At 70.9% G+C, this 12014-nt stretch carries 9 protein-coding genes; 4 read left to right on the top strand and 5 right to left on the bottom strand.

Annotated elements, in window-relative coordinates; genetic code table 11:
- The first annotated feature begins 121 nt into the window (after window positions 1–121).
- From WME97_RS03635 to WME97_RS03620, 4 genes are all read left to right on the top strand, one after another.
- Window positions 122–577, top strand: coding sequence for a nuclear transport factor 2 family protein (locus WME97_RS03635; RefSeq protein WP_437549566.1), 456 nt, complete (start codon window positions 122–124; stop codon window positions 575–577).
- Window positions 574–1482 carry an NmrA family NAD(P)-binding protein gene (locus WME97_RS03630; protein WP_437549565.1) on the top strand — a complete coding sequence of 303 codons (909 nt, stop codon included), beginning with the start codon at window positions 574–576 and terminating at the stop codon, window positions 1480–1482. The genes WME97_RS03635 and WME97_RS03630 overlap by 4 nt, the downstream gene beginning before the upstream one ends.
- Window positions 1483–1720: 238 nt before the next feature.
- Window positions 1721–2131: a PAS domain S-box protein gene (locus tag WME97_RS03625; protein ID WP_437549564.1), complete on the top strand. Its 411-nt coding sequence runs from the start codon at window positions 1721–1723 to the stop codon at window positions 2129–2131.
- A complete protein-coding gene (locus WME97_RS03620) occupies window positions 2082–2777 on the top strand; it encodes an STAS domain-containing protein (protein ID WP_437549563.1) in 696 nt (231 codons plus the stop codon). Before WME97_RS03625 ends, WME97_RS03620 begins: the two co-directional genes overlap by 50 nt.
- Window positions 2778–2814: 37 nt before the next feature.
- Here WME97_RS03620 and WME97_RS03615 read toward each other — a convergent pair whose 3' ends face one another.
- The 5 genes from WME97_RS03615 to WME97_RS03595 all read right to left on the bottom strand — a co-directional run bounded on the left by WME97_RS03615 (window position 2815) and on the right by WME97_RS03595 (window position 11995).
- A complete protein-coding gene (locus tag WME97_RS03615; RefSeq protein WP_437549562.1) occupies window positions 2815–3447 on the bottom strand; it encodes a MarC family protein in 633 nt (210 codons plus the stop codon).
- Window positions 3448–3643: 196 nt separating this feature from the next.
- Window positions 3644–6739 carry a hypothetical protein gene (locus tag WME97_RS03610; protein WP_437549561.1) on the bottom strand — a complete coding sequence of 1032 codons (3096 nt, stop codon included), beginning with the start codon at window positions 6737–6739 and terminating at the stop codon, window positions 3644–3646.
- Between the two features lie 390 nt (window positions 6740–7129).
- A complete protein-coding gene (locus WME97_RS03605) occupies window positions 7130–7969 on the bottom strand; it encodes an inositol oxygenase family protein (protein WP_437549560.1) in 840 nt (279 codons plus the stop codon).
- A gap of 128 nt (window positions 7970–8097) precedes the next feature.
- Window positions 8098–10383 carry a hypothetical protein gene (locus tag WME97_RS03600; protein ID WP_437549559.1) on the bottom strand — a complete coding sequence of 762 codons (2286 nt, stop codon included), beginning with the start codon at window positions 10381–10383 and terminating at the stop codon, window positions 8098–8100.
- 52 nt (window positions 10384–10435) lie between these two features.
- Complete coding sequence (locus tag WME97_RS03595) at window positions 10436–11995, bottom strand: dipeptidase (protein WP_437549558.1); 1560 nt, start codon at window positions 11993–11995, stop codon at window positions 10436–10438.
- Between the last annotated feature and the right edge of the window lie 19 nt (window positions 11996–12014).

The following is a 12014-nucleotide window of genomic DNA, read 5'->3' as shown; positions in this document are numbered from 1 at the left end:
GCGACCCGCCGCGCGGGCGGCGCCGGCCGTGGACCGTGGACGCGCGGATCGGGGAGCTGGACGCGCGGCAATCGCGGCATCCCTACGCTGGCCTCGTCGACACGAAAGGAAAGGACATCCCATGACGCACCCCCCGCCGCATTCCCGGCCGCTCGACGCCGCGCAGGCGCTCGACGCGCTCCTCGATCTCATCGGCCGTGACCTGGAGCGCTGGCTCGACCTCTTCGCCGACGACGCAACCGTCGAGTTCCCGTATGCCCCGGCGCTCGGCGCGCCGGCGCGCCTCGAGGGCAAGGCGGCCATCCGGCGCCATTTCGAGGGCATCCTCCAGAGCTTCCACGGGCTCGAGCTCCGGGACGTGCGGCGGTATCCGACGACCGATCCCGACGTCGCGCTCGCCGAGGTGCACGGCTCGGCGACCATCGGGCCCGCGCGCAAACGCTACGAGCAGGACTATGTGATGATCGTCGCGACGAGGAACGGCCGAGTCGTGCGCTACCGCGAGTACTGGAACCCAGCGCCCGTCCTCGAGGCCTTCGGCAGCGAGCTCAACATGCATCGCGAGGAGGCGTCATGAGAACGCGCGCAGGGAGCGATGGGCCGCTCGTCCTGATCACCGGCGGGACGGGCACCACCGGGCGAGCCCTCGCCGCGCGGCTCGCGGCCGCCGGCGCGCGCGTCCGCACCGCGAGCCGGACGGCGACCGCCGCCCGCGACGGCGTGGAGCACGCCCGCTTCGACTGGGCCGACACCGCGACGCACGACGAGGCGCTCCGCGGCGCCGATCGCGTGTACCTCGTGGCGCCCGCGATGGTCGAGGATCCCTCGGCGCTCATGCTGCCCTTCGTCGAGCGCGCGCTCGCGAGCGGGGCGCGCCGCCTCGTCCTGCTCAGCGCGTCGCCCGTGGCGGAGGGGAGCCCCGGGCTCGGCCTCGTCCACCGCGCGCTCCGCGAGCGCGCTCCAGAGTGGGCCGTCCTCCGACCGTCGTGGTTCATGCAGAACTTCATCGACCCGCGCCACCCGCACGCGGCGGCGATCGCCGGGCGAGGCGAGCTCACGACCGCAACGGGCAGCGGCCGCGTCGGCTTCGTCGACGCCGACGATATCGCGGAGGTCGCCGCGCGGGCGCTCCTCGACGGCGCGCCGCACAACACATCTCACATCATCACCGGCCCGGAGGCGCTCAGCTACGATGACGTGGCGGCCATCGTGTCCCGCATCACCGGCCGGGCGATACGCCACGTCCACGCCGGTGAGGAGGACGCTCGCGCGTACCTCGTCAGCGCGGGTATCCCATCGCCCTACGCCGCGTTCCTTGTGAGCCTCGACCTCGCCATCCGCGACGGGGCCGAGGACCGCGTCACCGACGTCGTTCAGCGCGTGACAGGCCGCGTGCCCCGCGCCTTCGGCGATCTCGCGCGCGCCCACGCGCACGTCTTCCGCGGGGAGCCCAGCGCGCGCCGCGGGGGCCCGGCCGCGTAGCGACGTCGAACCGCCGAGCCCGCCGCATCCAGCCGACAAGCGAGCTCCACGACACGCCGCCTTCACCCTCTCCTGAGTTGTGCCCGACCCCACTGCGGCGACCACACCCCTCGTCGAGCTCCCCATTCTCCTGTAACCTGAGCAGCTGCGGGCAGGCAGCGCCTTCGCGGACACGGCACCTCAGGCGCTCATCGGGCCGGACAAGTCAAGGTCGAAGCACGACCGGGGGAGAGTGGCGATGGGGACGAAGGACCGCGTGGAAGACTGGCATGACGTCCTGGACAACGCTTCGCTCGGTGTCCACCTGGTGGACGCGAACGGCAAGATCCTGTGGGCGAACAAGCTCGAGCTCGAGCTCCTCGGTTATACGCGCGAGGAGTACATCAATCGACACGTCGCCGACTTCCACGTCGACAAGGACGTGATAGACCAGATCCTCTGCTCGCTCGCGGGCACCGGCAAGCTGGCCTCCTACCCGGCCCGCCTCCGCGCCAAGGACGGCAGCATGAAGCACGTGCTCATCAACTCCAACGTCTTCAAGCGGGACGGCCAGTTCGTCCACACGCGCTGCTTCACGAGCTGCATCTCGGAGACGGTCTATGAGCAGCTCAAGAGCGAGATGCTCCGGGGGCGTCGTCGTGCCGGGTGAGCGGGCGCAGGCGATCCTACGCTACATCGAGCAGCTCAAGGAGGGAGACGCGGACGCAGCGCTCGCCGAGGGATCGGACCCTGGCGACGATCTCGGCGCGATCGCGGCGGCGCTGGGGGAGCTCGGGGATGCGCTGAGGGAGCGGGAGGAGCTCGTCCAGATCGCCCAGGCGGTCGCGGCGAGCAACCTGAGGCGGCTCGACGACCTCGCGCAGGAGCTCTCGCGCACGAGGGCCGTCAACGCGGAGCAGCAGGCGACGATCCGCACGCTGTCGGCGCCGATCATCCAGGTCTGGGAGGGCGTGCTGATGATGCCGGTGCTCGGAGCGGTCGATCTCTACCGGGCGGACCAGATGATGCAGGGGCTCCTCGGCGCGGTCTCGAACACCCATTGCAGGGTGGTGATCATCGATCTGACAGGCGTCGACTCCATCGACGCCTCGCTCGGGAACACCCTTCTGTCGCTGGTCCGCGCGGTGGAGCTCCTCGGGGCGAAAGGGATCATCGTGGGCATCCGGCCCGACGTGGCGCGCGGCCTCCTCGTGGACGGCGTGGACATGTCGCGGGTATCCACCTTCGCGCGGCTCCGCGACGCGCTCGTCCTCTGCATGAAGCAGGCGCCGCGGCGCACGGGCCAGCTCAACTGACGCGCCGAGCGGCGCGCCGGGCAACGCCGGACGCGCGTCACCCGTGCCAGAGCTCCTTCACCCCGTCGGCCATGAACTGCACGGCGATGGCGGCCAGGATGAGGCCCATGACGCGCTCGAGTACGGCCATGCCGGACGCCTTGAGCGCCCGCTGCACGAGCCCCGCGCCGCGCAGCACGAAGTAGGAGGCCACGAAGGTGATGGCCACGCCGGCGAGCACCAGCCCCATGGCCACGGGGTCGTTGCCCTCGCGCGCCATCAGCACCATCACCGTGGCGAGGGCGCCCGGCCCGGCGAGGAGCGGCATGGCCAGGGGCACGAGCGCCACGTCCTCCTTCGCGATGCCCTCCTGCTCCTCGGACGGGGTGGTGCGCGTCGCCGAGGAGCGGGCGCGCAGCATGTCGAGCGCCGTGACGAGCAAGAGCAGCCCGCCCGCGACGCGGAACGCGGCCAACGAGACGCCGAAGACCTTGAAGACGACGCCGCCGAAGAGGGCGAAGAACAGCATGAGCCCGCCGGCGACGGCGCACGCCCGCCGCGCCGTGCGCCGCACCTTCTCCGGCGGATCGCCCGCGGTCATTGTCAGGAACAGCGGCACGATGCCGAGCGGATCCACGACGAAGAAGATCGCCGACAGCGACACGAGAAAGACCGAGACGTAATGGGCCATGCTCATCGGATGCGTCGCGGCCCCCGCGGGCCAGGCCCATCTCCCACATCCCGGGCGGCCGCGCCAGAACAGCGTCGCGCGGGACGATGGTGCGGTAGCGAACCGGCGTGATCCGTCGGACGCCCCGGGACCGCTGGATGTGTGCATACCGAAGCGCCTCGGAGGGAGGGAGCAAGCAGGGCGCTCGGCGAGGTCCTCAGGGGTTGAACGTGGCAACGAAGATATCGCCCTGCGCTGTGTAGGGGAGCGTGCCGGTGCCAAAGTCCATCGGCGAGTACGCGGTGCCGACGATCGCAACCGTACCGTTCGGAGACAGCGCGATGTCCCGCACGCCAAGGTTGTAACCGTCCCCCGTGGGGTCGTGGAACTCGGCAGACCAGAGCGTCGCCCCGCTGTCGTCGAGCTTGGCAAGCCCCCTGTTCCCGGCGACGAACATTCCGCCGGCAGGGTCGAGGGAGATCCTTTCGTGGAAGGGAACAGGATGGGTGGAGATGACCTCCCCTGCTGCGTCCAGCTTGACCAGGACGGACCCCCCCATCATCCCGTTGCCGAAGTCGACGCTTCCATCGGTGACCCCCGTCACGAGGACCTCGTCCGCCGCGTTGACCGCCAGCGAGTAGGCCCACGCCTCGGAGCGTCCGTGAACGGGATCGTCGCCGAACACCGTCGACTCGAACCGCCGTTCCCATAGCAGAGCGCCTGTCGCGGAGCGCTTGGCGACCCTGAAAACCCCCGGACCGAGGCTCAGGCCAGTCGCGAAAGATCCGGTCGACACGAGCACATTGCCGGCGCTGTCGACAGCGAGGCCTCCCCCTGAGCTCGGGAGGGAGGGAGGGAGGCCGCCCGCCTCCACACCCTGTGTCCAGAGGAGCGCGGCACCTCCGGCGCCCACCTTTGTCATATAATAGTTATCTTCGACGATGTAGAGGACGAACACATTGCCGCCCCCGTCGACGGCGATCTTCTGTAGGCTCGTGGGCCAGGGGGTAATATTGAATCCATTGCTCCACGTGTGGTTTCCTTCGGGATCGAACTGGGCGACGAAGAACGCGGGGTCGGGGATGGGTGGAATGCCACCTCCGCCGAAATCCGGACCGAGCGCCCAAGAGGAAAACGAGGTGTAATAAAACCCGGCGAGGAAGATGTTTCCGCTCTCGTCGACGGCCATGGTGGCGCTCGCCTCCTGGAGCTCGGTCCCGAAGCGCCTGCTCCAGATCACCGAGCCGGAGGGGTCGAGCTTGAGGAGGAAGATGTCGGAGTCCCCTGCGCTGGTGAGAGGGCCGGCGCCGAAGTCGACCGTGCCTTCGAAGTCACCCGAGACGTAGGTGTTGCCCCACGCGTCGCTCAGGATGGACAGGCCGCTGTCTCGACCGGGGCCGCCGTAGGCCCGCGCCCACGGCGGGAGCCGGGGACAATGGGGCGCCCCGTCGCAGCTCTCGTCCACCGGTGTGGCGCAGAGCTCTGGGGCGGGCGCCACCGCCCCCGTACAGGGGCCATACCCGAGGCCATCGGCGCGACACGTCTGCGTCCCCGTGGCACACGGCCCGACGCCGACCGTCCCGACGGGACCCGTGTAGCAGGCGAGGACCGAGCCTGGCGCGCAGCTGCCGCCCGCGCCGCCGCCGCTACCGCTGCCGCCCGCGCCGCCGCCGCCGCTGCCGCCCGCGCCGCCGCCGCCCACAGACTCGCAGTCGCTCTCGCCGTTCTCGCAGAAGGGGTCGAATGTGGCGACGAAGATATCGCGGCCCGCTGCGTAGGCGATCGGGCCCGTCCCGAAGTCCACCGGCGCGAGTGTGCTCCCGGCGACCGCGACCGTGCCGTTCGGAGCGATCGCGATGTCCGCCACGAGAGCATCGAAGTCGACCGATCCGATCTCCGTCCCGCTCGCGTCGAGCCTGGCAAGGCCGTGCCCGGCGACGAGCAGGCCACCGGCTGGATCGAGGGCGATCTCGTCGCCGAAGCGAACCGAGCGGCTGAAGAGATGCTGACCTGCAGCATCCAGCTTCACGAGCACGGGCCCCTCGGGGAGCACGCCGCCGCCGAAGTCGATGGTCCCGTCCGTGAAGGCCGTCACGAGGACCTCGTCCGCCGCGTCGACCACCACCGAGGAGGCCACCGCCGCCGCGGTTCCTCCGGTCGAGCTGGATGCGAACGACCGCCGCCACGAGAGGACACCCGCCGGGGTGAACTTGGAGACGGTGAGCTCGAGCGGACCGAGGTGCAGCTCGGTGGTCGGGGTCTCGTTCGCGACAAGAACGTTGCCGGCGCTGTCGATCGCGAGACTTCCTGCTCCATCGATGCCGTCTCCCGTCAGGGTCTTTCGCCAGGAGAGGGCGGCGCCTCCGGCGCTCACCTTCGCCAGATAGGTGGTATCGTTCAGATCGCCGGCCAGGTCAGTGATACCGTAGAGGATATAGGCATTGCCGACGCCATCGACGGCGGCGTGCGTTACCTTCCAGGGAAAGGTGTCAAACGGAATAGATGAGATGGCCTGGAAGCCATTGCTCCAGATGTGGTTGCCTGCGGGATCGAACTCGACAACGAAGAGCCCGGCGTATTCGGCGGCCCTCACGGGATTCCCGCCGAAATCTGGCCCTGGTGCCCAGGGGGACGCAGGATCGCCGTAGAGGCCAGCGAGGAAGATATTTCCGCTCCCGTCGACGGTCATGGTGGCGCTCTCGTCGTGCTCGGTCCCGAAGCGCCGGCTCCAGATCACCGTTCCGGAGGGGTCGAGCTTGAGGAGGAAGATGTCGGAGCCCCCTGCGCTGGTGAGCGGACCGGCGCCGAAGTCGACCGTTCCTTCGAAGTCGCCCGATACGTAGGTGTTGCCCGAGGCGTCGATCACGATGGACAGGCCGTTGTCCTGGCCGGGACCGCCGTATCCCCGCGCCCACGGCGGGACCCGAGGGCAATGGGGCTCGCCGTCGCAGCTCTCGTCCACTGGCGTGACGCAGATCTCTGCGGCCGGCGCCACGTCACCTGTACAGGGCCCGTAGCCCAACCCATCAGAGCGGCACGTCTGCGTCCCGGTGGCACACGGCCCGATGTGAGCGGTCCCGGCGGGGCCAGTGTAGCAGGTGATGACCGAGCCCGGCACGCACAGGCCGGGCATGCTGCCGCCGCTGCCGCTCGTGTCGCCGCTGCCACCGCCGCTGCCGCCCTCGCCGCCGCTGCCTCCCCCGCCATCAGCGCTGCCGCCCCCGCCGCCACTGCCGCCGCCGCCGTCACCTGCCGCGCCCCCGCGCACGACCAGATCGCACGCGGTGGAGGCGAGGACAGCTGCAATGGTCAAGGTAGTCCCGACACACCGGCTTGCCCGGGATGGTGATGATACACCAGGATCAGTGTCTCTGTTCATCCAGGCTTAGTTGCTCGATATCGGCAGGACATTCACGATCCGCCGCGAGACCCTGACCCGAGGGCGAGGCGCTCGGACGCAGCCGATGGCCGCCACAGCCCCCCGGGCGCACCGCCGCAGGGGGCGTCCGTGGTCGAGACCGACTGGGACACCGCCATGGGCGCGATCGTCGCGCGCTCCAGGGAGATCCAGGCGAAGCACGGCGCCGGCGCCCTCGGCTTCTACAACTCCGGACAGCTCCTGCTCGAGGAGTACTGCACGCTCGCGGTCCTCACCCGCGGGGCCCACGCGCGCCCGTCCGCTCGCTCCGTCCGTCACAGCGCCTCACCAGCGGAGCTCGTCCGGCAGGAACTCCGCGATCAGGTCCTTGTAAAACGGCTTCAGCCGCTCAACGTCCGGCGGGTCATCGGCCTTCGAGTACAGATCGTACGGGTTGAAGCGCCGCACCCATTCCATCATCCGCCGATCTTGCTCGTTCATCAGGTGCCCGTACGCGCCCTCGCGGTGCGCCGCGTAGAACGAGTGATATCGGATCATGGCGAGCGCCTCGAGCGGCAGGTGGTCCTTCACCACATGATAGAGGTACTCGTCGTGCCCCCACGACATGTGTATCCGGGAGAGCCCCGCGCCCTCCTCGTAAATCCCGCATGGCGTCTGGTACGCCGGGTTCGCCATGTCCGGGTTCCGCGCGAAGAGCTCGGGGAAGACGATCCGGTCCGAGGTTGCACAGCCCACCGGGAAGGTGTCGCCCACCACGGCCCACTGCGGCTCGCCCCAGGTGCACAGGATCTTCCCGGCGTCGTGGATCAGCGCGGTCAGCACGAACCACGGCGGCTGCCCGTCCCGCCGCGCCGCCTCCGCGGACTGGAGCGCATGTGCGATCTGCGACAGCTCCGTGTCCGGATCGCTGTCGTCGACCACCCGATCGAGCAGCTCGAGCGCCTCCCACATGCCCATCCGGCGCCGGTCGAGGCCGAGGTACTCCCGCTCTTTCTCCTGCACGAAGGCGAGCGTCTGCCCCTCGTGGTTCAGCCGGTAGAGCTCCTTCACGCTCGGCCGCGCCTCCTCGCGGTAATCGCGGAACGCCGAAATTTCCCTCTTTTCCGCTGCTGCGCGCGCGGCGCTCCCCTCCACACCCGACGTCTGCTCACGCTTCTCGCTCATCGCTCAGGCCCATAGCGTACCCCCACAATCCAGCGCCAGCGCCTGAGACCAGCACGATATCGGAACGGCAAGTACGATCCGCGCGATCGGCTCGCGGTGCTGCGGGTCACCAACGTTTACGTTGTCGCTCAGTCGAGCGGCACCGGCGAGGACGCCGAGACGACCAGGTAATCGCGCGCGAAGGCCCCGCGCTCCCGCGCGAGAGCGAGCGGGACAGGCCGGTAGAGCAGCGTGGCGGTGACGTTCGCGGTCGCCGAGCAGCCCGCGGGGATCGCGAAGCCGTGCGACGTCACCGCGACGCTCCCCGGCGCGATGCGGTTGTCGCTGGCGATATCGACGGCGCGGTGCTGCGGCGCGTGCCGCGCGCCCGCCGGATCGACGAGCACCTTGGCGAAGGTATACCCCGCGGCGCCGGCGAACGCGGCGGCGGGCTGGCCGTCGGCGGGCGCAGCGGCGAGGGGCGCGCCGAGGTAGACGATATCCCCGTCCTGCGCGGCGATCGCGCCGCTCAGGGTGATCACGCCGCCGCCCGCGGCGACCACCCGCGCCTCGCCGACCGGCGCGCGGACCTCCAGGCCCTTGTCCGCGGCGTCGAGCGACGGGTCCGCGAAGCGGCCGATGCCGGTGTAATCGTCGTAGACTCCGGTCGGGCGGACGATCCGCACCACGTCGCCCGCCCTCGCGCGCGCCGCGCCCTCGTCCCAGGCGAGCTGGGCGCCCGTCAGGGCCGCGCCCTGGCCCACGCGCGCCTCCGCGAGCGCGCCCCCGGTGTCGTTCACCGTCATGCCGCTCGACGGCGAGAGGGGCGCGCCGCACGCCTCCGCCGCGACGAGCAGCACGAGCGCGCGCATCGGCTCCCCGGTCGGAACGGCGTGGCCCGCCGCGCCTCCGGCCAGGGAGACCGTGACCGCGAGTTCGCCCGACGCCGTTGATGTGTCGATGCGGACCTCGACCGCGCCCCGGATGAGCCGAGGAGACCCCTCCAGCGGGCCGCGGAAAATATGGGAGCGGACCGTCCCCGCCGGGCGGACGAAGCCGAGCGAGACGCTCGCGTTCGCCTCGTTCGTCACGTCGAGGCTGCTCTTCAGCGAGAGGACCCCTGGCATGTGGCAGGCCTGGCATTGCGTGGCCGGGCGGTTCCAGGAGCTCGCGGCCCACTCGGAGAACGTCTGATGGATCGGGAGCCCGTCTGGCCAGCGGACCGGATCGAGCGCCGCGCCCGGCAGGAGCGCCGCCTGCTTCTGCTCGTGGCAGCCGCCGCAGAACTCCGAGGCCGAGAACTTCGGCTGGTAGCTGCCGCCCATGAACCTGTTCGGCACGTCCGGCCGCGGGCCGAACATCACCTCCAGCAGCCTCGACGAGGGATCGGGGGAGCTCCTCTCCTGCGGGCGCTGGACGATCAGGGCCCCGGCGACCCCGGGCGGCTTGCTCAGATCGACGTCGCGGATCTTGTGGCAAGCGTCGCAGTGGTCGCCCTTCTCGAACGCGATGCCTGTGGCCTCGAGCAGGTCTCGCCCGCCCGCGGGGCCGTCGATCCCCGCAGCGTGGCAGTCGGCGCACGCGCCGAACGCCGCCGGGCGCACGGCCTCGGGCAGCGCGGGATCGTCGCACGAGGGCTGCGCTTCCCCGCCGCAGGACGGGTTGAGATCCGGCAGCACGCCGGTCCCGAGATAACACCGCATCGCAGCGCCCCCCTCACTGCCAGGGACGCGTCCGGCCTTCCAGCGCCCGCCCGCGGCGCCGCACGAGGCCTCGTCCGTGTGGGCCATCGAGACCCCGGCGTAGATGGCCTGGAGGAGCGGATTCCTGGCCGACCGCGCGTGCCCCGACTCGAGGAACTGGGCCACGAGCGTCGTGTGGCAGTGATCGCAGAACCGCGTCGAGTTGTGCGGGTCGCCGTCGCCCGGATCGCCGTAGGTGTAGCCGAGCGCGTTGTCCGGCGGCGACGCGCGGCGAAGTGCGATCTCCACCGGCCCGTCGGGGACGACCTCGAACTCGATACCGTCCGTCCGGTATCCGATCTTCGCCGCGACAACGGTCGGCTGGCCCGGGATGTCCCGCGTGATCTCGATGGAGAACGCGCCGTCCGGGCCGGTCACGAGGGCCGGCTCCCCGCCGGCCTGCATCACGATGGCGCCCTCGAGCGGCGCCGCGCCGTCGGTGACGACGCCGGTCACCGTGAACACACGCGGCAGCTCCTCCAGGGCGCCTCCAAAGCCCGTGGCCGCGCTCACGTACGTGGTCGTCGTCACCGGGTGCGCGCCCGCGCCCTGGCCGCCGCCGCCGTGGCCGCCCGGCGGCGCCTCCCCCGCGCACGCGCCGCCGAGCACGCAGGCGGCGAGCACGCAGGCGGCGAGCGCCGCCGGAAGCGTGGGTGTTCGCAGCCGGGTCAGGGGTCGCGCCGCCGTTCGCATCCCGGGGATCGCCACCGTAAACCCGGCGCGACCTCCTGTCGACGACGAGACGTTACCGCGACAGCAGGAGCTCCGAGGACGGAGACTCCGGCGCTCCCGCCTTCGAGGGCTGCGCGACCGGTCGCTGCGGCGACGGCGAGGACGGCGGGACAACCCCCCACGACATCGGCCCCCGCGACGGCGGGGGCGCCGGCGGCGGGGGCGCCGGCAGCAGGGGCTGCCCCGGCAGATCGCCCAGCTCGGCCGCGCTGAGCTGCTGCGTGCTGCCATCCCCGGACAGCGTTGTCTCCGTCGCGGCCGCATAGGCCTCGGCTTGCTCGAGGACCCGCACGAAGTTCCCGCCCAGCAGGCGGAGGATGTCCGCATCCGAGTAGCCGCGACGGATGAGCTCCAGCGTGAGGTTCGGGGCCCCGGCGCTGCCTGCGAGCCCCTCCTTGAGCGCCTCGCTCCCCTCGAAGACGGAGCCGAGGGCGACATGCTCGATCCCCGCGATCTTCACCACGTGATCGATATGGTCGATGATCCGCCACAGCGGCGGCGTCTTCTGCCCCTCCTGGGTCCTGAGCTTCTCGATCTCCTCGCGGAGCGCCTTCGTGTCGCCCGGGAGCCTCTCGCCGAGCTCCTTGAGGTGCGCCCCGTACTTCTGCGCGAAGCGCGCCGACTGCTCGGCATACGCCTCGTCCAGGAAGAGCGCCCAGGAGTTCACCATGACGAGGCCGCCGTTCTCCGCGATCGCGCGCAGCATGTAATCGTCGAGGTCGCGGCGGCGGTGGCCGGCGGCGGGCATCGTGGAAGAGGTGATGATCGGCGCCCTGGCCACCTTCATGACGCCCTGGAACGTGCTGTCCGATCCATGCGAGACGTCGACAAGCATGCCGATCCGTTGCATCTCGCGGACCACGGCCTCACCGAAGGGGGAGAGGCCGCGGTCGCGGACGTACCCGGGATCGAGCGCTCCTCCCGCGGAGCCTGCCCAGTCGTTCGTGGTCATGTGCGTGAGCGCCATGGTGCGGACGCCGAGGCGATAGAACGAGCGCAGCGCAGGCAGGGAGTTCTCGATGGCGTGCCCGCCCTCGATGCCCATGATCACGGCGATCCTGCCTTCGCGCTCGGCGCGGCGCACGTCTTTCGCGTCGCGCACGAGCATCAGCGTCTCGCGGTGGCGCTCGATCTGACGGTGGGTCGCTTCGATGAGATCGAGCGCGCGGCGCGCGGCGCTGCCGCCGAGCCGCGAGGACGAAGGCGGCGCGGGCGCGCCGACGTGGATCGGGAAGAACGCGCCGGTGACGCCCGCCGCCTTGTTCCTGGCGACCTCCGCGGCCATCAGCTCGTCGTCCGAGCTCACCTGCGCGAACGAGCCGCCGAGGAGCAGCGAGGGCACGCCGCTGTGGCCATCCACGAGGATCGCCTTGGCTTGCAGCCGCGCGGCCCGCTGCTCCGGCGTCTCGAGCCCCGGTGGGGTCGCCGTGAGGTCGGGCGCCGACGTGTACCAGGGCCCGACGTCGGCGGCGGACGGCGCGAAGACATCGGGCGCCGCCGCGGGCGCGGGGGAACGAACGCAGGCCGCGAGCGACGCGGCGGCGAGCAGCGCGAGCATTGGCGAAGTGCGCATGACCGGATCGTACCATGCG

The sequence above is a fragment of the Sorangium sp. So ce367 genome, assembly GCF_051520455.1.
GTDB lineage: Bacteria > Myxococcota_A > Polyangia > Polyangiales > Polyangiaceae > Sorangium > Sorangium cellulosum_B.
The sequence above is the reverse complement of the archived record's forward strand: the minus strand, read 5'-3'. Positions and strand labels throughout refer to the sequence as shown.